This window comes from Sinomonas sp. R1AF57, assembly GCF_002224485.1.
In the GTDB taxonomy this organism is placed as follows: Bacteria; Actinomycetota; Actinomycetes; order Actinomycetales; family Micrococcaceae; genus Sinomonas; species Sinomonas flava.
Genome location: NZ_CP022463.1, coordinates 1,822,500 through 1,845,389, shown reverse-complemented (window position 1 = coordinate 1,845,389; position 22,890 = coordinate 1,822,500). Strand labels below are relative to the sequence as shown.

Genomic DNA, 22,890 nt, shown 5'->3' with positions numbered 1-22,890 from the left:
ATGGCCTCCCAGGTCATCGTGGACACGGCCAGCGTCGGGGCGACGGGCTCGGATTCCGGGCCCCGCCTCGTGGCGAGCCGCCTGATCTACTTCTCCTCTGCTTCCGGCAACACCCACCGGTTCGTGGGCAAGCTCGGTCTGGATGCCGAGCGGATCCCGCTCCATGCCAACGAACGCCCGCTGCGCGCCACCGAGCCGTTCGTGCTCGTCGTGCCCACGTACGGCGGGACCGGGGGAGCGGGCTCGGTCCCGAAGCAGGTCATCAGATTCCTCAACGATCCGCAGAACAGGGGCCTCATCCGAGGCGTCATCAGCGCGGGCAACACGAACTTCGGGGACAACTACTGCGCTGCGGGCGACATCGTCGCCGTCAAGTGCCATGTTCCCCACCTCTACCGATTCGAGCTCATGGGCACGTCCGAGGACGTGGACCGAGTCACCAAGGGATTGGACGCATTTTGGACACGACTGTCGCAGACGCCGCAGTAGCCGCGGTGGACCCCAAGGAACTGCCCGCCAAGTACAAGGGCCTGGGCTACCACGAGCTCAACGCGATGCTGAACCTGTACGGCGAGGACGGGAAGATCCAGTTCGACGCCGACCGGTACGCGGCGCGCCAGTACTTCCTGGACCACGTCAACACCAACACGGTGTTCTTCCACGACCTCGACGAGAAGCTCGACTACCTGGTCAAGAAGGACTACTACGAGCGCGAGACGCTCGACCAGTACACGATGAACTTCATCCGCGACCTCTTCAGCCGCGCGTACAAGAAGAAGTTCCGGTTCGAGACGTTCCTCGGCGCGTTCAAGTTCTACACGTCCTACACGCTCAAGACCTTCGACGGGAAGCGCTACCTCGAGCGCTACGAGGACCGGGTCTGCATGGTCGCCCTGCACCTTGCGCGCGGTGACGAGAAGCTCGCGACACAGCTTGTGGACGAGATCATCGCCGGCCGCTTCCAGCCGGCGACCCCGACGTTCCTCAACGCGGGCAAGAAGCAGCGCGGCGAGCTCGTCTCCTGCTTCCTCCTGCGCATCGAGGACAACATGGAGTCGATCGCGCGCGGCATCAACTCCGCCCTCCAGCTCTCCAAGCGCGGCGGCGGGGTGGCGCTCTCGCTCACGAACATCCGCGAGCACGGCGCCCCCATCAAGCAGATCGAGAACCAGTCCTCGGGCGTCATCCCCGTGATGAAGCTCCTCGAGGACTCCTTCTCGTACGCGAACCAGCTGGGCGCGCGTCAGGGAGCGGGCGCGGTCTACCTGCACGCGCACCACCCCGACATCTACCGCTTCCTCGACACCAAGCGCGAGAACGCGGACGAGAAGATCCGCATCAAGACCCTCTCGCTCGGCGTCGTGATCCCGGACATCACGTTCGAGCTCGCCAAGAAGAACGAGGACATGTACCTCTTCTCGCCGTACGACGTCGAGCGCGTCTACGGGGTGCCGTTCTCCGACGTCTCGGTGACCGAGAAGTACTACGAGATGGTCGACGACGCCCGGATCAAGAAGACGAAGATCAACGCGCGCGAGTTCTTCCAGACCCTCGCCGAGATCCAGTTCGAGTCGGGCTACCCGTACATCATGTTCGAGGACACGGTGAACCGGGCCAACCCCATCGCGGGCAAGGTCACGATGAGCAACCTGTGCTCGGAGATCCTCCAGGTCTCCACCCCGAGCGAGTACAACGAGGACCTGACCTATGCCGCGGTCGGCAAGGACATCTCGTGCAACCTCGGATCGATGAACATCGCCAAGACGATGGACTCCGGGGACTTCGGCCTCTCGATCGAGACCGCCATCCGCGCGCTGTCGGCCGTGTCCGACATGAGCTACATCCAGTCGGTGCCGTCGGTCGCCGAGGGCAACGCGAAGTCCCACGCGATCGGCCTCGGCCAGATGAACCTCCACGGCTACCTTGCCCGCGAGCGGGTCCACTACGGATCCGAGGAGGGCCTGGACTTCACGAACATCTACTTCTACACGGTGCTGTTCCACGCCCTGCGTGCCTCGAACCTCCTCGCGAAGGAGCACGGGCAGGCGTTCGGGGGCTTCGAGAACTCGAAGTACGCCTCGGGCGAGTTCTTCGACAAGTACACCGAGCAGGAGTGGGTGCCCCAGACCGAGAAGGTCAAGGAGCTGTTCGCCAACGTCCACATCCCCACCCAGGACGACTGGCGCGCGCTCAAGGCCGAGGTCATGGAGCACGGCATCTACAACCAGAACCTTCAGGCGGTTCCGCCGACCGGCTCGATCAGCTACATCAACAACTCGACCTCGTCGATCCACCCCGTCGCCTCCAAGGTGGAGATCCGCAAGGAAGGCAAGATCGGCCGCGTCTACTACCCGGCCCCGTACCTGACGAACGAGAACCTGGACTACTACCAGGACGCCTACGAGATCGGCTACGAGAAGATCATCGACACCTACGCTGCCGCCACGCAGCACGTCGACCAGGGCCTCTCGCTCACGCTGTTCTTCAAGGACACCGCGACGACGCGTGACATCAACAAGGCCCAGATCTATGCGTGGCGCAAGGGCATCAAGACGCTGTACTACATCCGCATCCGCCAGCTCGCGCTCGAGGGCACGGAGGTGGAGGGTTGCGTCAGCTGCATGCTCTAGGAACGGCTACCCCTCAGTTCGCGGGAAAGGACCAGCGATGACACCCGAGAAGCTCAAGCTCCTCGACCACGTCCAGGCGATCAACTGGAACCGGATCCAGGACGAGAAGGACGTCGAGGTGTGGAACCGCCTCGTGAACAACTTCTGGCTGCCGGAGAAGGTGCCGCTCTCCAACGACGTCCCGTCGTGGGCCACCCTGACCCCGCAGGAGCAGCAGCTCACGATGCGCGTGTTCACGGGCCTCACGCTGCTCGACACGATTCAGGGCACCGTGGGCGCCGTCTCGCTCATCCCCGATGCGGTCACGCCGCACGAGGAGGCCGTGTACACGAACATCGCGTTCATGGAGTCGGTCCACGCGAAGAGCTACTCGTCGATCTTCTCCACTCTGTGCTCGACCAAGGAGATCGACGACGCGTTCCGCTGGAGCGTCGAGAACGAGAACCTCCAGCGCAAGGCGCACATCGTCATGGACTACTACCGGGGCGACGAGCCGCTCAAGCGCAAGGTCGCCTCGACCCTGCTCGAGAGCTTCCTCTTCTACTCGGGCTTCTACCTGCCCATGTACTGGTCCTCGCGGGCCAAGCTCACGAACACCGCCGACCTCATCCGCCTCATCATCCGTGACGAGGCGGTGCACGGGTACTACATCGGCTACAAGTTCCAGAAGGGGCTCGAGCAGGTCTCCGAGGAGAAGCGCCAGGAGATCAAGGACTACACCTTCGAGCTGCTCTTCGAGCTGTACGAGAACGAGGTCCAGTACACGCACGACCTCTACGACCCGGTGGGCCTGTCAGAGGACGTCAAGAAGTTCCTCCACTACAACGCCAACAAGGCCCTCATGAACCTCGGCTACGAGGCCATGTTCCCCTCGTCGGTGACGGACGTGAACCCCGCCATCCTCTCGGCCTTGAGCCCCAATGCGGATGAGAACCACGACTTCTTCTCCGGCTCGGGATCGAGCTACGTGATCGGCAAGGCCGTGAACACCGAAGACGAGGACTGGGACTTCTGAGATTGCGTGATGAGCCGCCGGCCTGCTGGGAACTGCTCCCCGCAGGCCGGCGGCTTTGTCGTCGACGGCCCTAGGGGAGGGACGCCAGCAAGGCTGCTCCCTCCGCGAGCAGGGGCTCGCGGTCGGCTGGTTGGGGGACCATCCGGCGCACATCGTCCAGAAGGGTCTCGACATAGCGCCGGACCACGGCCCGATGCGACTCGTCCCCGAGCCCTGCGAGGTCACTGCAGACCCGCAGGAGGGCCCTCACGACGCGCGGCTCGTTCGCCCCATAGCGGCGCACCTGCCCCAGGGCGAGCTCCAGAAGGTAGCCGAAATCCCTCGCAGGCACGTAGAGCCTGACGACGCCGCGGGCGTCCCTCGCTGCTCGCGGGCCATGCTGCCGCTCCGTGAGGGCCGCCAGGATCGTGGCCAAGTGGTCGACGGCCTGGTTGGCCGTGTAGGGGTCGTTGACGGCGGGCGAGAGCGCCTTGGAGGCGATATCCGCGAGCTGTCGGATACCGAAGGCGACGTCCTGCTCGAGGGTCCGTTCGTAGCCCACGCGCACCATCGTCGGCAGCGCCCTCCGCAGCTCGGCGATCGCCTCCTGCAGCGGTGGACGCGCGCCGTCGTCCTCCCATACCCACACGATGGGCGTGCCCGCAACCACATGGCGGCCCACCACGGGAACGATCCGGGCCGTGAGGCGGCGCCTCGACAAGGCTGCGACGAAGGCCTCGACGTGGAACGCCTGGACATACCCCGACCCCGGTGCCGGAAGCGCCACCGCACCGCGCGGCGGCTCCGGCACCCGGAGATCAGGGTCTCCCTCGGCGAACGACCGCTCGAGCACTCTCAGGGTCCCTCTCTCGACGCCCTTCATCACCTGGTCTATCTGGATCGAGTGAGCGAGATGATGCACGAAGAAGACGAGCATGACCATGCTCACGAACAGCAGGAGCAGCGCCCCGCTCACAGCGATGCGCGGGAAGTCCTCGATGCGCTGGCCGCTGGCGACGCCGACGGTGTAGAGGCCCGCGGTGCTGTACGCGAAGGTCGCGACGAAGACGCTGAGCGTCAGCTGGTTGGGAATGTCCCGGAGGAAGCTGCGCAGCAGCCGGGGGCTGAACTGCGTCGACGCGAGCTGGAGGGCGACGATGGTGAGGCCCAGGACGAGGGCGATGACCGTGACGATCGTGCTCGCAATGCTGATGAGGAGGCTCCGCGCGTCGTCGGACGTGCCCTGGAACACGAGGACGGCCAGAGGAGAGGCCGGGTCGATCCGGATCGACGACACCCCGGCTCCCGCGATGAGGGCGAGGATGACGGCGGCGGTCGGCATCGCCCACAGGGCGCTGGCCAGGTACTCCCTGATGGCCTCACGTCTCACAGCGCAACTCTCGGCCGAGCTGCCTCGGCGGTCAAGAAGGAAGACGCGGATCTGCGGCGCTGCGCTGCCCGTGGGGCGCTTGGTGTCACGGTCTCGACGTCGGGGTAGTGCTCCGGCATCACCAAGACGGCAACCGGAGGAGACACCATGGACATCAGGAAACTCGGCTCGGCTGGACTTGCTGCGACCGCCGCGGTCGCGCTGGCGGCATGCACCGGCGGAGGCGGGGGAGGCGGAGCGTCCTCGTCCTCGGCCAGCCCCTCCAAGACGGACAAGGTGTACAGCGAGAACGAGCTGCGCAGCATGATCTCGGGCCTCAAGGACGGCGACGGCAACGAACTCAAGCTGTACTCCCAGGACCAGGTCGCCCAGGGCAAGAGCATCGGCGACCTCCTCCTGAACACCGCCACCGTGGACCCGTCGGACTGCAAGTCCATCGCGACCGCGGGCCTCAAGACGAGCGTGGACAGCGGGTCGGTGGCCGTGGCCATCTCGGACAGCAAGCAGCCCCGGACGGTGTCCGCGCAGTCGGGCTCCGACGGCCCCGATGCGGTCCAGGTGCTCAAGGACATCGAGGGCAAGATGGACAAGTGCGCGAACTTCAGCGTCCAGGTCCTCACCAACAAGGTCAGCGTCTCGAGCAAGAAGCTCGACGCGAAGACCGACGCGACGGAGACGTTCGGCACCGTCAGCACCCGTGACGGCAAGAATGAGGACATGCTCATGCAGATCTCCGGCGCCAAGGGCCGCCTGCTGGTGGTCGCGACCAAGAGCGGGTCGAATCTTGCTGACCAGGAGCGCAAGGAGCTGGAGGGCCTTGTGAACGACGTCCTGAAGAAGGCCGACTCGTCCTCGACCGGATCCACGTCGACGTCCTCGTCGTCGTCCTCGGGCAGCAGCTCGAGCAGCTCGTCCTCGACGAGTTCCCCGAGCACCAGCTCGAGCAGCAGCTCCAGCAGCATGGGCGGCGAGCCCGGCACGTCGAGCGCGACCGCGACGTCGAAGCCGAGCTCCACGTCGACTCCGTAGTCCCCTCGTGACAAAGGCCGGGTCCATGGGCGCGCTGACCCTATGATGCCTCCCATGGACCTGGCCGACGTCGCCGTCGAACTGTACGCCCTGCCGCTTGTCGAGTTCACCGGAGCGCGGAACGCCCGGGCCAAGCGGGCGCGCTCCGAGGGCCAGCCCCTCCTCGCCAAGCAGATCGCGAAGCTGCCCAAGCCGTCGACGGCGGCGTGGGCGGTGAACGTTCTGGCGCGGCGCCGGCGCGAGGAGTTGGGCCAGGTCCTCGACCTCGGGGCGTCGCTGCGCGAGGCGCAGGCGGACCTCGACTCGGCCGCCATGCGCGCGCTGGGCCGTGAGCGCTCGAGGCTCCTCGCCGCAGTCGTGCGCGACGGCAGGGAAGCGGCCGGCGAGCTCGGGGTGAAGGTCTCCGACGCCGCCGCGGAGGAGATGGAACAGACGCTTCATGCGGCGATGGCAGACCCCCAGGCGGCGGAGGCCGTACGGAGCGGCCTGCTGGTGCGGACGCTGACGGGCAGCGGCCTCGAACCGGTTGACCTCGCCGGTGCCGTTGCCGTCCCCGGCGCGCTGCCCGAGCCCGCCGCCCCGGCGGCCGCCCAGCAACGTCCAGCCCCGCATCGCCCCGCCCGCGGCGGCGAGCCAGAGGGCACCGAGACGCCACCGACGCGGCGGGCCAACGTCGACGCCGAAGCGCGGGCGCGGGAAAGAGCGCAGCAGGAGACAGCGCAGCGGGAAGCCGAACAGCGCGAAGCCGAGGAGTCAAGGCGCCGCGTGCGGGATCAGGCAGAGTCGGACCTCGCCGACGCGGAGCAGGGCCTCGAGGAGGCCGAGGCCGAGCTGGCCGATGCGCAGGCGCAGGCTGACGCGGCCGCCGTTCGACGGAACGAGATCGCGGACGAGCTGGACAGGCTCCACCGCCGCATCGATGAGCTCGAGGAGGATTTCGCCGCTGCCGAGCGCGAGGGCGCCCACGCAGACCGCGCCCGGCGGCTCGCCTCCCGGCTCGCGGAGCAGGGGCGCCGGGCGGTCCAGCGGGCCCGTGACCGGCTCGCGCAGCTGCCCTGACGCGGAACCTGCGTCAACCGGCCGGGGTCAGATCAGGCGCCGCTGCGCCGGGTGCTGGATCCGCAGCCACGCGTAGCCGTAGCCCGCGAGCGGCACTGTCACCGCGCCGTCGTCCGCCACGGGGATGCCGTCTTCGGGATAGTCGCCCGAGGGGAGGAGGTCTACGAGCACGACGCCGCGCCACCCCTGATCCGTTTCACCGGAGGGCCCGAGCGGCGGGTCGCCGAGCACGAGGGAAACCGTCACAGCTTCCGACGACAGGTTGTGCACGGCGAGCATGCTCGCGTCGTCCCACGTGCACCGGTGCGCGAGGACTGAGGGCGTGCGGTGCGAGAGGACCTCATAGTGGCCCCAGCCCAGCTCGGGGCACTCGCGGTACCGCTGGGTCAGGAGCGTGATGAACCTCAGGAGCGATCCCTCGTCGCGCCGCTGCCCGGCAACGTTCACATGCTCCGGCCCGTACCCGCCTCCCGTGACCCGGGCGACCAGGCGGTGCGGGGGCGCCGTCGAGAAGCCCGCACTGGCGTCCGCCGTCCACTGCATCGGAGTGCGCACCGCCATCCTGCCTTCGGCCTCGAGGTTCTCGCCCATCCCGATCTCCTCGCCGTAGTACAGCACTGGTGTGCCGGGGAGGGTGAACAGGAGCGAGTACATGAGCCGGATCCGGCGCGGGTCCCCGTCCATCATGGGAGGGACGCGCCGCTTCAGCCCCCGGCCGTAGACCTGCATCGACGGGTCCGGCCCGAACGCGTCGAAGACCTCCTGGCGCTCGCTGTCGCTGAGCTTGTCCAGCGTGAGCTCGTCGTGGTTCCTGACGAAGGTGGCCCACTGGCAGTCGGGCGTCGTCTGCGGGCGGTCCTTGAGGGCCCGGGCCAGCGGCCGCGCGTCCTGACGGGCCATGGCGAGGTACGTGTTCTGCATGAGGATGAAGTCGAACATCATGGTCAGCTCCCCGCCCTCGGCTCCGCCGAAGTACTCGAGCTGCTCCTTGTACGGCAGGTTCACCTCCCCGAGGAGCACCGCGTCGCCGCAGCGGCGTCCCATGAACTTTGCCAGCGCCCGCAGGTACTCGTGCGGGTTGGCGAACTCGGCCAGTTCCTTGCTGTCGACGCCGAGCATCGAGAGGAAGTAGGGCACCGCGTCGACACGGAAACCGCTCAGTCCGACCTCGAGCCAGAACCCGATCGCCTTGGCGATCTCGTCCCGGACCTGCGGGTTCGCGACGTTCAGGTCCGGCTGGTGCCTGTAGAAGTGGTGCAGGTACCACTCGCCGGTCTTGTCATCCAGCGTCCAGATGGACTGCTCCTGGTCCGGGAACACCACCTCCCGGGAGGTGTCCGGGGGCGGGTCGGAACGCCAGACGTAGAAGTCCCGGTAGGGGCTGTCCTTCGACGATCGCGCCGACTTGAACCACGGGTGGCGGTCCGAGGTGTGGTTGACCACCAGGTCCGCGATGACGCGCATCCCCCTGTCGCGGGCGGTCCTGATGAGTTCGACGAGGTCCCCGTGGTGGCCGAGCCGGTGGTCGACACCATAGAAGTCAGTGATGTCGTACCCGTCGTCCCGGCCTGGGGTGGGGTAGAAGGGCATGAGCCACAGGCAGGTCACCCCGAGTTCGGCGAGGTAGTCGACGCGCTGGGCGAGTCCGGCGAGGTCGCCGATTCCGTCGCCGTCGGAATCGAAGAACGTCTCGACGTCGACGCAGTAGATGACCCCGGTCTTCCACCAGAGGTCGGACGTGTCTGTGATGCGCATGCGTGCTCCTGGAGGTCAGCGCCACTCAGGGCCTCTGTCTAACAGCGCCGCCCCCGGCTGTCGAGGGTGCACACGGAACCCGGCCGACTCGACGCTCCCCGCGGGCAGGTGGAAGGCTTGACCCATGCCCCCCATGCCACGCCCTGATTCCCCGGCGCCCAGGCGGACCCTTGCATGGCGGGCGACGGCCCTCCGTGCAGGCGTCCGCCAGGCCGCCTCCCGCGAGCGGCTCCTGCTCGCGGCGAAGAGCGCCTTTGCCGCCGGCCTCGCCTGGATCGTGGCCCAGTACATGCCCGGACCAGCCGCGAACTATCCGTACTACGCCCCGCTCGGCGCCCTGGTGAGCATGTACCCGACCGTCGCCGACTCCTTCCAGAGGGGACTCCAGAGCCTGCTGGGGCTCACGCTCGGCATCGGGGTCGCGATCGCCGTCGGCACGTTCTCGGGCCCGACGGCGCTCGCGGTCGCCCTCGTGGTCGGCACCGGCGTCCTCGTGGGCGGGCTTCCCCGGATGGGGTCCGCTGCGGACTGGGTCCCCATGGCCGCACTGTTCGTGCTGGTGATCGGCGTCAATGGCCGGGACGAGTTCTCTCTCGGTTACCTCCTCCAGATGGCGGCCGGCGTGGCCATCGGCTTCGCCGTGAACTGGTTCATCCTGCCGCCACTGCACTATCGGGCCGTCACCCCCGCCTTCAGGCGGCTGCGGCACGCGCTGGCCGGGCAGCTCGAGGACATGGCGGCGGCCATGACCGAGCCGTGGCCGCCGAGCCACCAGGACTGGGCCGAACGCGAGGGCATCCTCGCGCAGACCGCCGCCGAGGTCCGCGCCGCCGTCGACCGCGCCGACCTGAGCGCGCGAGCGAATCCGCGCCGTAGACGCCACCGACGGGACCTTTCGGCGGACCTCGCGGACCTGCGCACCGTGGAACGGGCCACCTTCCAGGTGGAGGACATCACCGACGTGCTGGCGAGCGTCATCTGGGACGAGAACGCCGTCGCCTCGGTGCCACCCGATCTAGCGAACGAGCTCGCCGACGCGCTCGCCGCGACGGGCACCGTGCTGCGGACGTGGGGGGAGTCGGACGACGTCGACGGCCACCTCGACAGCGCGCAGGAGGCGATCGATGCGCTCGCCGTCGCCGTCCACGGCGCTGCCGTGCGCGACGCGCCGGTCGCGTCGGCGGCTTCGGTCAGTCTCGACCTCGCCCGCATCGTCCGGGGCGTCCGGTCGCGGACAGACGGCCAGCCGGAGGCCTGACTCAGTCCCGCCCCCCGCTCTCGGACTGGTCCCCGACCGCTGCGCCGGCCGCCGTCGGACGCCCCCGGTCCCGCGGCATGGCGAGGACGGCGACCACGGCGAGGAGCGCTGCTACCAGGACCGAGAGGAACACCGCGGCGGAGGCGGGGACGACGGCGGCCGCGTGGTCGGCCGCCCCCCGCGCGTAGACCGCGTTGGCGACCGCTCCGAACATGGCCACGCCGAGCGCGCTGCCGATCGAACGGGCAAAGAGGTTGGTGCCGGTGACCACGCCGCGCTCGTTCCAGTCGACGCTCGCCTGGGCGGCGATGAGGGTCGGGGAGGCGACGAGGCCCATGCCCAGGCCGGTGACGAAGCAGCTCGCGGCGACGAGGAACACATTCGGCGTGAGGGCCGTCGCGGCCAGGACGGCCGTTCCGGCGACCGCTGTGACGGCGCCGATGACCGCCGTCCGCCGGAAGCCGATGCGCAGGTAGAGCCTGCCTGACTGCGACGCGCTGATCGGCCACCCGATGGTGAGCGCCGCGAGCGCGAGTCCGGCCACCACAGGCGACGCGGACAGGGCCCCCTCGAGGAAGGTCGGCACGTACGAGGTGAGCCCCAGGATGATCGCCCCCACGCCGAAGGACACGAGCGTGGTGGTCAGCAGGAGCCTCCGGGAGACCACCCAGAGCGGGAGCACCGGCTCGGCGGCCCGCCGCTCGGCCGCCAGGAAGGCTGCGAACAGCAGCCCGCCGGCCGCGAACGCGCCGATGCTCAGCGGTGAGTCCCACGCCCACGCCTGGCCGCCCTCGAGCGCGCCGAGGATGAGCAGTGTCATGGAGACGGTCAGGAGCGCCGAGCCGAGGTAGTCGATCCGGTGCCGCGAGCGCGGGACCGACTCATGGAACGTGCGTGCGAGCATCCACCCGGCGAGCACGCAGAGCGGGATGTTGACGAGGAAGATCCCGCGCCAGATGCCGAGCTGGGCGAAGACCCCGCCGAGCGTCGGCCCCACCACCGAGGAGACGGCCCACACGCTCGCGAGGTATCCCTGCACCTTCGCCCGCTCGGCGACCGTGTAGATGTCCCCGGCGATGGTGATCGACATCGGCTGGACCGCGCCGGCGCCGAGGCCCTGGATGACCCGGAACGCGATGAGCGCCCCCATGGAGCCCGCGATCCCGCACAGCACGGACCCGGCCAGGAACAGTCCGATGCCGGCGAGGACCACCGGCTTGCGGCCCAGCGTGTCCGCGAGCTTCGCGTACACCGGCACGGAGACGGCCTGGGCGAGCATGTACGCCGAGAAGAGCCAGGGGAACGAGGAGAACCCGCCGACGTCCGCCACGATCGAGGGAACGGCGGTCGCCACGATCGTCGCGTCGATCGCCACGAGCCCGGTGGTCAGCATCAGGGCCGCCAGGATGGGGCCGCGCTCGGAACGGAGGCCGACGTCGGCGCGAGAGATGCTCATGGTGGCGTAGAACCGCGCAGAGGCGCGGATTAGTCCCGGCGACGGGTGGACTAAGCTGAATGATTAGGGCAGTAGTTCCTGCCGTAATCAGTTCAGGGGGGTGTGCGTGGACCAGATCCTCTCGCTGCCCTTCGGGGTCGCCTGGGCCGTCCTCTTCGTGATCGTCCTCGCCCGGACGAACGCCACCTACTGGCTCGGCCGCGGGATCGCGGCGGGGGCCGCGCGCAGCGCCCGGATCGCCGAGAGGCTCGAGCGGCCGGCCTCGGCCCGCAGGATCGCCCGCGCGCAGAAGCTCCTGGACCGCTGGGGCCCGTTCGCGATCGTGCTGACGTTCCTCACCGTCGGGCTCCAGACGGCGGTGAACCTGGCCGCCGGCCTCGGGCGGATGCACCTGCGCTACTACATCCCGGCGACGGCTGTCGGGTCCGTGGTCTGGGCGTTCCTCTACGCGACGGTCGGGCTCGCCGCGTTCGACCTCTGGTTCGAGCACGCCTCGGCCTCCCCGTGGCTGTGGGTGATCGTCGCCGCGGCGGTGCTCGTCGCCGTCGTGCGCGTGGCCCTGCTGAGACGGGCCCGCAAGGGCGCGGCGACGCACGACGGCGGCGGGGCGGCTAGTGTGGACGGGGTCGCCCGAGGAGGGGCGGACCAGGAGAGGAGCGGGACGTGACGCAGCAGGCATCGGCACAGTCTGGGTGGAGTCAGCAGGAGCTCCCCGAGCTTGCCGACGGTGACTTCTACTACGAGGACCTCGGCGGCGGCAGGTTCCGCTCGACCATCCACGCGCAGGGCGCCTGGAACCCCCACGAGCAGCACATGGCGCCGGCGTCGGGCATCATCGCCCACTGCCTCGCGCTCCACGAGCCCCGCCCGGACATGCGCATTGCCAGGATCGGCTACGAGATCCTGGGACTCATCCACGCCGGCGAGTTCGAGGTCACGACCCGCACGGTCCGTCCCGGCAGGACGATCGAGCTGGTCGAGGCCGAGCTCACCGCGAACGGGCGCGTCGCGATCCGGGCCAGCGCGTGGCGCCTCGTGACGTCGGACAGCTCCGAGGTCGCCGCCGTCGAGGACGCCCCGATCACCCCGCGCCAGGAGTGCGAGCGCTGGGACGGGGCCACCGAGTGGCCGGGTGGCTACATCCGCTCGCTCGAGATGTACCAGGCCCCGCACCACCGCTCGGGGCGCGGGACGGTCTGGATCCGCACGGCGCACCCGCTCGTCGGAGGCGTGGAGACGCCCGACTGGGCTCGCCTCATGGGCCTGGTAGACACCGCCAACGGCATCGCCACGCGCGTTCCGCCGGGGCCGGGGAGCTGGGTCTTCCCCAATGTGGACCTGCAGATCCACCTCTACCGGCTGCCCCACGGCGAGTGGCTCGGCATCGACAACGCGGTCTCCTTCGGCGCGGACGGGATCGGCCTGACCTCCTCCGTGCTCCATGACGTGGACGGCCCGTTCGGCCGGGCCGAGCAGATCCTCACGCTCCGCCGGAGCTGAGCGTGGCGGTCTGGAACGAGGGGGAAGACGTCACCCTCGACGTCATCATGGGCAGCGGCCTGCCGGACAGTGAGGCTGGTGACGCGGCAGCTGGCGACGTGCACGCCGCCGCGGAGCTGTCCCGGGCCGCGGAGCTCCTCGACGAGGTCAAGCGGGGCGTGAGGGGCGGCACCCTCCGGCTGTACCGGCCGCGCCCCACGATGGCGTTCGGCCAGCGGGACACGAGGTTGCCGGGCTTCGAGGCGGCCCGTGCGGCGAGCCTCGCGCACGGCTTCGAGCCGGTGGTGCGGAAGGCCGGGGGCCGCGCGGCCGCCTACCACGAGGGCACGCTCATCGTGGACCACATCGAGCCGGCCCGCGAGGCCATGGTCCATCACCGCCGCCGCTTCGAGGTCTTCGGCGAGGTCTATGCCGAAGTCCTGCGCGGCCTCGGCGTGGACGCGCGCGTGGGCGAGATCCCCGGTGAGTACTGCCCGGGCGAGTTCAGCGTCCACGGCGTTCCCGCCCCGGGCACGGTGCCGGGCAGCCGGCTCAAGCTGGTCGGCACCGCCCAGCGCGTGGTCTCCGGTGCGTGGCTGTTCTCCTCGGTGTTCGTCGTCTCCCATGCCGCTCCCGTCCGCTCGGTCCTCACCGACGTGTACCGCGCGCTGGAGCTCCCGTTCGACCCGGCGACCGCGGGCGCCCTCGACGACCTCGTCCCGGGCCTGGGCGTCGGCGAGGTCGAGCAGGCCCTGCTGTCGATGTACCGGGAGCACGGCGCGCTCGGCTGAGACGCCGACGGCCGGCGCCTTCGTGGGGGAGGGGCCGGCCGTCGGGCGCTGCAGCGCCGGGCCTCAGACTCCGAGCTTGGCCTTCACCTGGGCCGCGGAGGGGTTCGTCGCCGCGGAGCCGTCGGGGAAGATCACGGTCGGAACGGTCCGGTTGCCGCCGTTGATCTGCTCGACGAGCTCGGCCGTCCCCTCGACCTCCTCGATGTTCACCTCGGTGTAGCCGATGCCCTGGGCGTCGAGCTGCTTCTTCAGCCGGTTGCAGTAGCCGCACCAGGTGGTGGAGAACATCGTGATCGTGCCGTCGGTGGGGGTGAAGGTGTCCATAGGTGTGCTCCTGGAGGGGTAGGTGGATCCGAAAGGTGTCAACGGCGCGCAGCCGCAGCGTATTCCGAGCCTCAGCCCACGGGCTCGATGAGCTCTGGCCCGTTGTTCCTGACGCTGTTGACCATGGTGCCGACGATCCGCGGCGTCAGGTGGGGCTCGGGCATCGAGTCGATGAGCGCCCGGACGTCCTCCTCGCGGGTCGTCTCCGGGTTGAGCCAGTCGTCCCACATCCCGCGGGGGACGATCACCGGGGTCCGGTCGTGGATGTAGCCGAGCGTGTCCGACGCCGGGCCGGTGAGGATCGTGCAGGTCCGGAGCCACCGCTCGGGGTGGTCCGGGGGCAGCGTCGGGTCTGGCCAGTTCTCGAACAGGGCCGCGAAGGCAAGCAGGCCGCCGTCGGCCGCGTGGAGGTACGTGGGGATCTTCTCGACCTTCCCGGCCTTGCCGGCAGCCTCCTGCGCCGCCCGCTTCTCCCACTCGTAGTAGCCGTTCGCCGGCACGAGCGCCCGCTTCGACGCGGCCGCCTTGCGGAACGAGGGCTTCTCGGTCACGGTCTCGCGGCGGGCGTTGATGAGCCTCGCGGCCCCCTTGGTGTCCTTGGACCAGGGCGGCACGAGGCCCCACCGGGCCGGGACGAGCTTCCGCGACGTGCCGCCGGTCTCCCTGTCGCGGCGGTCCAGGACGATCGGCACGGGGTCGGTGGGGGCGATGTTGTACGAGGGCTCGACCGTCTCGACGTAGGTCTCGTCGACGTCGAACTCCGCCACGAGGTCGCCCACGGACTGGGCCATCACGTATCTGCCGCACATGAGGCCATTATTGCCCGCCCTGCAGGACCCGCGCCGGGTTGATGCCCGTCGGGGTCGGGCTAGACTGGGCTGGTTCGAAGATACCTTCGATTGAGGCTGATGCGAGGAAGGACCCTGTCAGGATCCCGATGGCCCCGTTCACCCATCTCCATGCCGCCGGCGCCTTCAGTCCCGGCCACGGGACCTCGTGGCCCGAGGACTTCGCCGAGGCGGCCGCCGCGGACGGAGCAGCCGCGCTCGCGGTCACCGACCGTGACGGGCTCTATGGCGCCCTCCGGCATGTGCGGGCGTGCCTCGGACACGGGCTGGGAGCCATCGTCGGCGTCGACCTCGCCGTGCTCGCCGAGGATCCGGCGCACGACGGCGCGTCCGTGCCCGGGCGGGGAGGCGCGGGAGTGGCGGGACGGGTCGTCGTGCTGGCCCGCGGCGGCAACGGCGGGGCGGGCTGGGCGGCACTGTGCCGGCTCGTGTCCGATGCCCATGCCCACACCGGCCGGAAGCCGAAGGGGACGGTGCCGGTCGGTGTGCTGCGGTCCGAGCTCGCCGCGCGCTGCCTCGACCGGCGCAGCGGCCGTCCCGTCCTGACGGTCCTGATCGGGCCGGACTCGGATGTGGGGCGCGCGATGCACGGACCCCGGTTCCTCCGTCCACGCACCCTGTTCCGCGAATGGCTGGAGGCGCTGCCGCCGGGGGTGGCCGCCGTCGAACTCGTGGCCCCAGCGGACGGCGAGGCGGAGGCTCCGATCGCCGGGGGCACCGTGCGGATGCTCCGCCTGGCCGCCGAGCACGGGATCCCCGCCGTCCTGACCAACGCCGCCCGCGCCGCGGTCCCGGGGGACGAAGGGGTGGGAGCGTCGTGGCTCAAGCCCGCGGGGCTCATGCACGAGGCCGCGCGGCGGATCATCACTGCGGCAGGACTGGGTCCCGCGGACCTGGGGAACCTCCTGTCCAACACCGAGAGCATCGCCGGCCGCTGCCGGCTCGACCCCGGGCCGGACCTCGGCTGGGGAGCGATCGGGGCCGCCGCAGCGGTCGCCGACGATGTCGCCCAGACCCTCCGGGAGCTGGACGTCCGGTTCGCGCCGTGGGACGCCGGTTCCGGCCTCCCCGGGCACGGGTTCGACGTCGAGGCCGCGCAGGTCGAGCGGGTCTTCCGGCGCGTCGTCGCGCGCTTCGGCCCGGACCGCGCCGTGCTGGCGGCTGCGCCCCATGGCGCTCCAGCCACGACCGCGGCGGCACCGGCGCCGCCCGCGTGCGGGCAGCCCGAGCTGCTCCCCGCCGCCCGGCCGGCGCAGGGCCCTGTCCCGGCGGATCCCGTCGGCATCGTCCTCGGTGACGCCGGGCTCCTGGGCCGCGTGCCGGTGCAGCCCAGCCGTCTGGGTCTGCCGGCGGCCCAGTTCGCGCCCGAGGACCTAGCCTTCCTGGGACTGGGCCCTGTGGGCCTGCGTGGATCGGCGCTGCTGGACATCGTGGCGTACGCGGATGCCGACGCCCGGCGGATGGGCGGCGCCGGCCTGGGCCCGGAGGCGGCGGGGACGGCTGCCGACGACCAGGCCCGCTGGCTCGAGGAGCACCATCCCGAGGCCTTCCTCGCCGCCAGGCTCGAGCACTGCCGTGACCCCCGCTCCCAGCGCGACCTCCGCGCCGAGGCAGAGAACCTCGGCATCCCGCTCCTGCCCGTCGACGTGGCCCTGAGCGGGGCCGGCCACCGCGTCGAGCGGGTCGCCGCGGGGCCGGAAGAGGGTCGGCTCGGGGTCCGGCTCCCGCTTGGGAGCGTGCCGGGTCTGTCCCGGGGCGACGTGGGCCGGCTCGTCGCCGGCCAGCCGTACGCGTCGATCGCCGAGGTGCGGGAGCGCGCGCGCCTCTCGCCGTCGGCCCTCCGCCGTCTCGCCGATGCCGGCGCCCTCGATGCCCTGCACCGGGCGGCGGCGAGCGCGGGCACCCACGCCGACGTCGTCGCGCACCTCGCCGAACTCGTGTCCACGCCGTCGGGCAGGACCACGCCGCCGGTGACGGGCCAGCTCGCCCTCGAGCTGGCCTGAGCCGCCCGGCGTGCCCGGCGTCCGATAGGCTTGTCGGTGGCTGGCTGTGGTCCCCGTACGCCACAAGCTATGAAGCCCACAGATGAAGAGGAGACCCCCGTGTCAGATGCCCAGCAGATCACCATCACCGTCGACGGCGAGGAGCGCACCGTCGCGGAGGGCGCCACGGGGACCGGCCTCTTCGAGGGGCGCCGTGAGATCGTCGTCATGCGCGTCGACGGCGTGCTGAAGGACCTCGACCAGCCCGTGCCGGCCGGCGCCGCCGTCGAGGGCGTCGACATCGCGAGCCAGGACGGCCTGAACGTCCTGCGCCACTCGACCGCCCACGTCATGGCCCAGGCGGTCCAGCAGCTGCGGCCCGACGCGAAGCTGGGCATCGGCCCGTACATCAAGGACGGCTTCTACTTCGACTTCGACGTCGACGAGCCCTTCACCCCCGAGGACCTGCGCGCCCTCGAGAAGATGATGCTCAAGATCGTCAACCAGAACCAGCTCTTCAAGCGCCGCGTCGTCACCGAGGTCGAGGCCGGCGCCGCCATGGCGAACGAGCCGTACAAGCTCATCATCCTCGGCGCCAAGGACGACACGTCGAAGACGCACGAGGCCGCGGCCAAGGAGGGCGCGAACGTCGAGGTCGGCGCCGGCGAGATCACGATCTACGACAACGTGGACCGCAAGAGCGGCGAGGTCGTCTGGTGCGACCTGTGCCGCGGCCCGCACCTGCCCAACACGAAGCTCATCTCCAACGCGTTCGCGCTCACCCGCTCGGCCGCGGCCTACTGGCTCGGCTCCGAGAAGAACAAGCAGCTGCAGCGCATCTACGGCACGGCGTGGCCTACCAAGGAAGCCCTCAAGGAGTACCAGGACCGCATCGCCGAGGCCGAGCGCCGCGACCATCGCAAGCTCGGCGCCGAGCTGGACCTGTTCTCTTTCCCGGACGAGCTCGGCTCGGGCCTTCCCGTGTTCCACCCCAAGGGCGGCATCATCAAGCGCGAGATGGAGGACTACGTCCGCCGCCGCCACATTGAGGAGGGCTTCCAGTACGTCGGGACGCCGCACATCTCCAAGGACGGCCTGTTCCACACCTCGGGCCACCTCCCGTACTACGCGGACACGATGTTCCCGCCGCTCCACGTCGACGAGGAGCGCGACGACGAGGGCAACATCACCAAGCCGGGCCAGGACTACCGCCTCAAGGCCATGAACTGCCCGATGCACAACCTCATCTACCGTTCGCGCGGCCGTTCCTACCGCGAGCTCCCGATGCGCCTCTTCGAGTTCGGCCACGTGTACCGGTACGAGAAGTCGGGCGTGGTGCACGGCCTGACCCGCGTGCGGGGCTTCGCCCAGGACGACTCGCACTCGTACGTCACGAAGGAACAGGCGCCGGCCGAGGTCAAGCACCTGCTGGACTTCATCCTGTCCCTCCTGCGCGACTTCGGCCTGGACGACTTCTACCTCGAGCTCTCCACCCGTGACCCCGAGTCGGACAAGTTCATCGGCACCGACGAGCAGTGGGAGGAGGCCACCGCCGTCCTGGAGCGGGTGGCCCGCGAGACCGGTCTCGAGCTCGTCCCGGACCCGGGCGGGGCGGCCTACTACGGCCCCAAGATCTCGGTGCAGGCGCGGGACGCGATCGGCCGCACCTGGCAGATGTCCACGGTGCAGTACGACTTCAACCAGCCGGCCCGCTTCGGCCTCGAGTACCAGGCCGCCGACGGCACGCGCCAGGAGCCGGTCATGATCCACGCGGCGAAGTTCGGCTCGATCGAGCGCTTCCTCGGGGTCCTCACCGAGCACTACGCGGGGGCGTTCCCCGCGTGGCTCGCCCCGGTGCAGGTCGTCGCGATCCCGGTCGCCGAGGCGTTCAACGACTACATGTTCGACGTCGTCGCGCGCCTGAAGAAGGAGGGCATCCGCGCCGAGGTGGACGCCTCGAGCGACAGGTTCCCGAAGAAGATCCGCACGGCGAGCAAGGAGAAGGTGCCGTTCGTGCTGATCGCCGGCGGAGAGGACGCCGAGGCCGGAGCGGTCTCGTTCCGCTTCCGGGACGGCAGCCAGGACAACGGCGTGCCCGTGGACGAGGCGGTCAAGCGCATCGTCGAGGCCGTGCGCACGAGGGCGCGCTGACATGGCGGACCCCACCGGCGCGCAGAGCGCTCCTGCGGGCCCCGCGCCGCAGGACAGCGAGGTGACCGACGACTTCGAGCTCCCGGGCACGCCCGACGCCTTCGGGCGTCTGTGGACGCCGCACCGCATGGCCTACATCAAGGGCGGCCAGGGCCAGTACAAGGACAAGGAGTGCCCGTTCTGCGCTGCGCCCGGCCGGACCGACGAGGAGGCCCTCATCGTCCACCGCGGCCGCACGTGCTTCGCCATCCTGAACCTGTACCCGTACAACCCCGGCCATGTCCTCGTGTGCCCGTACCGCCACGTGGCCGACTACACCGACATCACCGCCGAGGAGACGGCTGAGATGGCGGAGATCACCCAGACCGCGATGCGCGTGATCCGCAAGGTGGCCGGACCGCACGGCTTCAACCTCGGCATCAACCAGGGCGACGCCGGCGGGGCGGGCATCGCCGCGCACCTCCACCAGCACGTCGTGCCCCGCTGGGGAGGCGACGGCAACTTCCTGCCGATCATCGCCCAGACCAAGCAGATCACCCAGACTCTCGGGGAGACCCGGGAGGTCATCGCGGAGGCCTGGCCCACCGTGGCGGGGACGGGGGAGGACGACGGCGAGCGGCTGGCCGGGCGCGGGCCGGGGACGGGGGAGGACGACGGCGAGCGGCTGGCCGGGCGCGGGCCGGGGACGGACACGGGTGCTCAATAGGCACGCGCGGGCGCTCTTCACACGGCTCTTCACGCCGCTCGCGGCATTCCTCCTGCGCCTGGGCGTGTCCCCGGACGCCGTGACCGCCGTGGGCACGCTCGGGGTGACGGCCTCGGCCCTCGTGCTCTATCCGCTCGGCGAGCTCTTCTGGGGCACGATCGCGATCACGGTGTTCATCTTCTCGGATGTCCTCGACGGCATCATGGCCAGGCTGACGCGCCGCACCGGCCGGTGGGGGAGCTTCCTCGACTCGACCCTGGACCGCGTCCAGGACGGTGCCGTCTTCGCAGGAATCGCGTTCTGGTTCTTCGGAGCGGGCGGGAGCCCCGCCGTCGGCGTCCTCGCCGTCGTGTGCCTTGCCCTCGGGAACCTCGTCTCCTACGCCCGTGCGAAGGCGGAGTCCCTCGGCTTCGACGCGAACGTGGGCATCGCCGAGCGGGCCGAGCGCCTCGTCCTCACGCTGGTCGTCACGGGACTGTGCGGGCTGGGGCTGCCGACCGTGGTCCTGGCCTGGGCCCTGGGGGTCCTCGCCGTCGCCAGCGCGGTCACCGTGGGGCAGCGGATCGCGACCGTCCGGGTTCAGGCCGCCACTGGGGACGCGCCCGCCTGACGGGCGATAGACTGGGGTGTCCCACCAGACGTATCCAAGCTTTTTCGCGCGACAAGAAAGACGAGTACGTGTCTACTGAAGCAAACGCCTCGGCACCCACGACCGGCAGCAGCCGGGTCAAGCGTGGCATGGCCGAGATGCTCAAGGGCGGCGTCATCATGGACGTCGTCAACGTCGAGCAGGCGAAGATCGCCGAGGACGCCGGGGCCGTGGCGGTCATGGCGCTCGAGCGCGTCCCTGCTGACATCCGCGCCCAGGGCGGCGTGTCCCGCATGTCGGACCCGGACATGATCGACTCGATCGTCAACGCGGTCTCCATCCCGGTCATGGCCAAGGCCCGCATCGGCCACTTCGTCGAGGCCCAGGTCCTGCAGTCCCTCGGGGTCGACTACATCGACGAGTCCGAGGTCCTCACCCCGGCCGACTACGAGAACCACATCGACAAGTGGGCCTTCACCGTCCCGTTCGTGTGCGGTGCGACCAACCTCGGCGAGGCGCTGCGCCGCATCAACGAGGGCGCGGCAATGATCCGTTCCAAGGGCGAGGCCGGCACCGGCGACGTCTCGAACGCGACCACCCACATGCGCAAGATCCGGGCCGAGATCAAGCGCCTGTCCTCGATGCCCGAGGACGAGCTCTACGTCGCGGCGAAGGAGCTGCAGGCCCCGTACGAGCTCGTGCGCGAGATCGCCGAGACCGGCAAGCTCCCGGTGGTGCTCTTCACCGCCGGCGGCATCGCGACCCCGGCGGACGCGGCGATGATGATGCAGCTCGGCGCCGACGGCGTGTTCGTCGGGTCCGGCATCTTCAAGTCCGGCAACCCGGCCCAGCGCGCGGCCGCCGTCGTGAAGGCCACGACCTTCTTCGACGACCCGGACATGATCGCCAAGGTCTCCCGCGGCCTGGGCGAGGCCATGGTGGGCATCAACGTCGACGACATCCCGGCACCTCACCGCCTCGCCGAGCGCGGCTGGTAGCAGGCGCTCAACGCCCAAACGGCAGCCTTGAGGCTCTGGCCTCTCTCGGTAGAGGTCTCGGGTGCTCGATTGCGGGGTCCCTGGCAGACGCCAGGGACCCCGCATTGCGTTGCCACCGGCCGCACACCGTCAGGCCAGGTGCTCGGCGAACCAGTCCCGGGCGAGGCGCGCCACGGCGTCGAGCGTGCCAGGCTCCTCGAAGAGGTGGGTAGCGCGCGGGACGACCTCGAGCCGGTGCGGGCACCTGAGGTGCCGGGCCGCCTCGCGGTTGAGCTCGAGGACCTGGTGGTCCGCCCCGCCGACGATCAGGAGCGTGGGCGCCTGCACATCGCCGAGGCGCCCGATCGCGAGGTCCGGGCGGCCGCCGCGCGAGACCACGGCCGAGATGCCGGAGTCCGGCTCCGCCGCTGCCCACAGGGCGGCTGCCGCGCCGGTGCTGGCCCCGAAATACCCGACGGTCCTGGACCCGGCGCGCTCCGAGCGCAGCCAGTCGGTCGCTGCCGTGAGGCGGGAGGCCAGGAGCCCGATGTCGAAGACAGCCCGGCGCTCCAGCTCCTCGTCCGGGGACAGGAGGTCGAGCAGGAGGGTGCCGAGTCCGGCGTTCTGGAGGACGCGGGCCACGGCCCGGTTCCGCGGGCTGTGCCGGCTGCTGCCGCTTCCATGGGCGAACACGACGACGCCGCCGGTGGCCGGGAGGTGGAGGCTGCCCTGGACGGTGACCCCGTCGAGCGGGATGAGCACGTCCTCGTGCACCGGTGCGGAATCCTTCTGCGGGGACACCGCGGCCGGGCGCCGCGCGGCCGCATCGAGGAGGTGGAGGACCTCGTCGTCCTCCGTCGCGGAGAAGTCGTTGTAGAAGCGCCCCACCGCCCGGAACGGAGACGGAGTCGTCAGGCAGACCACGTCGTCGGCCTCCGGGAGGTCCCCGACGGTGTCCTTCGGGCCCACCGGCACGGCGAGGATGACGTGCTCGGCGCCGAGCGCGCGGGCGACCCGGCAGGCGACCCGGGCGGTCGAGCCGGTGGCGATGCCGTCGTCGACGATGACGGCTGTCTTCCCGTGGAGGTCCTCGGGCGGGCGGACGGCCCGGATCTGGGCGACGCGCTTCTCGAGGACTTCGCGTTCCCGCGCCTCCACCAGCGCGAGTTCGCGCTCGGTCACCCCGGACAGCGAGCGTACCCGGTCGTCGAGGACACGGACGCCGTTCTCGCCGACCGCCCCCATCGCGAGCTCAGGCTGGAAAGGTACGCCGAGCTTGCGGACCACGATCACGTCCAGAGGGGCGTCTAGGGCCACAGCGACCTCGAAGGCCACCGGGACGCCGCCGCGGGGGAGCCCGAGGACGACTGTCCCCGGCCCGCGGAAGCGTGTGAGCGCGCGGGCAAGTTCACGGCCGGCCTCGGACCTGTCCTTGAACACGTGCATCTGGTCCTCCTCGCGTGTCCCCTCCA

General features: G+C 70.2%; 20 protein-coding genes. 14 read left to right on the top strand and 6 right to left on the bottom strand.

Annotated features, from left to right (window positions below; all coding sequences use genetic code 11):
- The 3 genes from nrdI to nrdF are packed head-to-tail and all read left to right on the top strand — an operon-like array spanning position 1 to position 3,645.
- Positions 1-489, top strand: a complete 489-nt coding sequence (gene nrdI / locus CGQ25_RS08435) for a class Ib ribonucleoside-diphosphate reductase assembly flavoprotein NrdI (protein ID WP_208712667.1) — start codon at positions 1-3, stop codon at positions 487-489.
- Positions 490-509: 20 nt separating this feature from the next.
- Positions 510-2,630, top strand: a complete 2,121-nt coding sequence (gene nrdE, locus CGQ25_RS08430; protein WP_208712990.1) for a class 1b ribonucleoside-diphosphate reductase subunit alpha — start codon at positions 510-512, stop codon at positions 2,628-2,630.
- A gap of 37 nt (positions 2,631-2,667) precedes the next feature.
- Entirely contained in the window at positions 2,668-3,645 is a 978-nt protein-coding gene (nrdF, locus tag CGQ25_RS08425) for a class 1b ribonucleoside-diphosphate reductase subunit beta (protein WP_208712666.1), read from the top strand.
- Positions 3,646-3,715: 70 nt separating this feature from the next.
- On the opposite strand, the gene CGQ25_RS08420 is transcribed toward nrdF, so the two are convergent.
- Positions 3,716-5,014 carry a DUF2254 domain-containing protein gene (locus tag CGQ25_RS08420; protein ID WP_208712665.1) on the bottom strand — a complete coding sequence of 433 codons (1,299 nt, stop codon included), beginning with the start codon at positions 5,012-5,014 and terminating at the stop codon, positions 3,716-3,718.
- Between the two features lie 147 nt (positions 5,015-5,161).
- Between CGQ25_RS08420 and CGQ25_RS08415 the strand changes: the two genes are divergently transcribed.
- Both CGQ25_RS08415 and CGQ25_RS08410 read left to right on the top strand, forming a co-directional pair.
- Positions 5,162-6,043 (top strand): hypothetical protein, encoded by an 882-nt coding sequence (locus tag CGQ25_RS08415; protein ID WP_208712664.1) that lies wholly within the window; start codon positions 5,162-5,164, stop codon positions 6,041-6,043.
- Between the two features lie 54 nt (positions 6,044-6,097).
- On the top strand, positions 6,098-7,102 hold the full coding sequence (locus CGQ25_RS08410; protein WP_208712663.1) for a hypothetical protein: 1,005 nt from the start codon (positions 6,098-6,100) through the stop codon (positions 7,100-7,102).
- Positions 7,103-7,129: 27 nt separating this feature from the next.
- Here CGQ25_RS08410 and CGQ25_RS08405 read toward each other — a convergent pair whose 3' ends face one another.
- Positions 7,130-8,857 (bottom strand): alpha-amylase family protein, encoded by a 1,728-nt coding sequence (locus tag CGQ25_RS08405; RefSeq protein WP_208712662.1) that lies wholly within the window; start codon positions 8,855-8,857, stop codon positions 7,130-7,132.
- A gap of 124 nt (positions 8,858-8,981) precedes the next feature.
- Between CGQ25_RS08405 and CGQ25_RS08400 the strand changes: the two genes are divergently transcribed.
- Positions 8,982-10,115 carry an aromatic acid exporter family protein gene (locus CGQ25_RS08400; protein ID WP_255405685.1) on the top strand — a complete coding sequence of 378 codons (1,134 nt, stop codon included), beginning with the start codon at positions 8,982-8,984 and terminating at the stop codon, positions 10,113-10,115.
- 1 nt (position 10,116) lies between these two features.
- Here CGQ25_RS08400 and CGQ25_RS08395 read toward each other — a convergent pair whose 3' ends face one another.
- A complete protein-coding gene (locus tag CGQ25_RS08395; protein WP_208712661.1) occupies positions 10,117-11,571 on the bottom strand; it encodes an MFS transporter in 1,455 nt (484 codons plus the stop codon).
- A gap of 106 nt (positions 11,572-11,677) precedes the next feature.
- Between CGQ25_RS08395 and CGQ25_RS08390 the strand changes: the two genes are divergently transcribed.
- The 3 genes from CGQ25_RS08390 to CGQ25_RS08380 are packed head-to-tail and all read left to right on the top strand — an operon-like array spanning position 11,678 to position 13,841.
- Positions 11,678-12,238 carry a DedA family protein gene (locus CGQ25_RS08390; RefSeq protein WP_208712660.1) on the top strand — a complete coding sequence of 187 codons (561 nt, stop codon included), beginning with the start codon at positions 11,678-11,680 and terminating at the stop codon, positions 12,236-12,238.
- Positions 12,235-13,071, top strand: coding sequence for a thioesterase family protein (locus CGQ25_RS08385; RefSeq protein ID WP_208712659.1), 837 nt, complete (start codon positions 12,235-12,237; stop codon positions 13,069-13,071). The genes CGQ25_RS08390 and CGQ25_RS08385 overlap by 4 nt, the downstream gene beginning before the upstream one ends.
- 47 nt (positions 13,072-13,118) lie before the next feature.
- Positions 13,119-13,841 carry a lipoate--protein ligase family protein gene (locus CGQ25_RS08380; protein ID WP_208712988.1) on the top strand — a complete coding sequence of 241 codons (723 nt, stop codon included), beginning with the start codon at positions 13,119-13,121 and terminating at the stop codon, positions 13,839-13,841.
- A 63-nt stretch (positions 13,842-13,904) separates the two neighbouring features.
- Here the strand turns inward: CGQ25_RS08380 and CGQ25_RS08375 are convergent, their stop codons facing one another.
- Both CGQ25_RS08375 and CGQ25_RS08370 read right to left on the bottom strand, forming a co-directional pair.
- Positions 13,905-14,165, bottom strand: a complete 261-nt coding sequence (locus CGQ25_RS08375; protein ID WP_208712658.1) for a mycoredoxin — start codon at positions 14,163-14,165, stop codon at positions 13,905-13,907.
- A gap of 71 nt (positions 14,166-14,236) precedes the next feature.
- Positions 14,237-14,974 carry an SOS response-associated peptidase gene (locus CGQ25_RS08370; protein WP_208712657.1) on the bottom strand — a complete coding sequence of 246 codons (738 nt, stop codon included), beginning with the start codon at positions 14,972-14,974 and terminating at the stop codon, positions 14,237-14,239.
- Positions 14,975-15,102: 128 nt separating this feature from the next.
- Here CGQ25_RS08370 and CGQ25_RS08365 point away from each other — a divergent pair, with 128 nt between their 5' ends.
- The 5 genes from CGQ25_RS08365 to pdxS all read left to right on the top strand — a co-directional run bounded on the left by CGQ25_RS08365 (position 15,103) and on the right by pdxS (position 21,439).
- Positions 15,103-17,016, top strand: a complete 1,914-nt coding sequence (locus tag CGQ25_RS08365) for a PHP domain-containing protein (RefSeq protein WP_208712656.1) — start codon at positions 15,103-15,105, stop codon at positions 17,014-17,016.
- Between the two features lie 99 nt (positions 17,017-17,115).
- Positions 17,116-19,146: a threonine--tRNA ligase gene (thrS, locus tag CGQ25_RS08360; RefSeq protein WP_208712655.1), complete on the top strand. Its 2,031-nt coding sequence runs from the start codon at positions 17,116-17,118 to the stop codon at positions 19,144-19,146.
- 1 nt (position 19,147) lies between these two features.
- Positions 19,148-19,852 (top strand): HIT domain-containing protein, encoded by a 705-nt coding sequence (locus CGQ25_RS08355; protein ID WP_208712654.1) that lies wholly within the window; start codon positions 19,148-19,150, stop codon positions 19,850-19,852.
- A complete protein-coding gene (pgsA, locus tag CGQ25_RS08350; protein WP_208712653.1) occupies positions 19,842-20,462 on the top strand; it encodes a phosphatidylinositol phosphate synthase in 621 nt (206 codons plus the stop codon). Before CGQ25_RS08355 ends, pgsA begins: the two co-directional genes overlap by 11 nt.
- Before the next feature lie 68 nt (positions 20,463-20,530).
- The gene (gene pdxS / locus CGQ25_RS08345) at positions 20,531-21,439 is read left to right on the top strand and encodes a pyridoxal 5'-phosphate synthase lyase subunit PdxS (RefSeq protein ID WP_208712652.1); all 909 of its coding nucleotides are present in this window, start codon (positions 20,531-20,533) and stop codon (positions 21,437-21,439) included.
- A 129-nt stretch (positions 21,440-21,568) separates the two neighbouring features.
- Here pdxS and CGQ25_RS08340 read toward each other — a convergent pair whose 3' ends face one another.
- A complete protein-coding gene (locus CGQ25_RS08340; protein ID WP_208712651.1) occupies positions 21,569-22,864 on the bottom strand; it encodes a phosphoribosyltransferase in 1,296 nt (431 codons plus the stop codon).
- Positions 22,865-22,890: the final 26 nt, after the last annotated feature.

What these genes read in the sequence shown, in the direction of transcription:
- CGQ25_RS08410 (WP_208712663.1), top strand. Translation starts at nt 6,098, where the DNA reads ATGGACCTGGCCGACGTCGCCGTCGAACTGTACGCCCTGCCGCTTGTC.
- CGQ25_RS08380 (WP_208712988.1), top strand. Translation starts at nt 13,119, where the DNA reads ATGGGCAGCGGCCTGCCGGACAGTGAGGCTGGTGACGCGGCAGCTGGC.
- CGQ25_RS08415 (WP_208712664.1), top strand. Translation starts at nt 5,162, where the DNA reads ATGGACATCAGGAAACTCGGCTCGGCTGGACTTGCTGCGACCGCCGCG.
- CGQ25_RS08355 (WP_208712654.1), top strand. Translation starts at nt 19,148, where the DNA reads ATGGCGGACCCCACCGGCGCGCAGAGCGCTCCTGCGGGCCCCGCGCCG.
- CGQ25_RS08365 (WP_208712656.1), top strand. Translation starts at nt 15,103, where the DNA reads ATGGCCCCGTTCACCCATCTCCATGCCGCCGGCGCCTTCAGTCCCGGC.
- nrdF (WP_208712666.1), top strand. Translation starts at nt 2,668, where the DNA reads ATGACACCCGAGAAGCTCAAGCTCCTCGACCACGTCCAGGCGATCAAC.
- CGQ25_RS08375 (WP_208712658.1), bottom strand. Translation starts at nt 14,165, where the DNA reads ATGGACACCTTCACCCCCACCGACGGCACGATCACGATGTTCTCCACC.
- CGQ25_RS08340 (WP_208712651.1), bottom strand. Translation starts at nt 22,864, where the DNA reads ATGCACGTGTTCAAGGACAGGTCCGAGGCCGGCCGTGAACTTGCCCGC.
- nrdI (WP_208712667.1), top strand. Translation starts at nt 1, where the DNA reads ATGGCCTCCCAGGTCATCGTGGACACGGCCAGCGTCGGGGCGACGGGC.
- CGQ25_RS08395 (WP_208712661.1), bottom strand. Translation starts at nt 11,571, where the DNA reads ATGAGCATCTCTCGCGCCGACGTCGGCCTCCGTTCCGAGCGCGGCCCC.
- CGQ25_RS08405 (WP_208712662.1), bottom strand. Translation starts at nt 8,857, where the DNA reads ATGCGCATCACAGACACGTCCGACCTCTGGTGGAAGACCGGGGTCATC.
- CGQ25_RS08370 (WP_208712657.1), bottom strand. Translation starts at nt 14,974, where the DNA reads ATGTGCGGCAGATACGTGATGGCCCAGTCCGTGGGCGACCTCGTGGCG.
- CGQ25_RS08400 (WP_255405685.1), top strand. Translation starts at nt 8,982, where the DNA reads ATGCCCCCCATGCCACGCCCTGATTCCCCGGCGCCCAGGCGGACCCTT.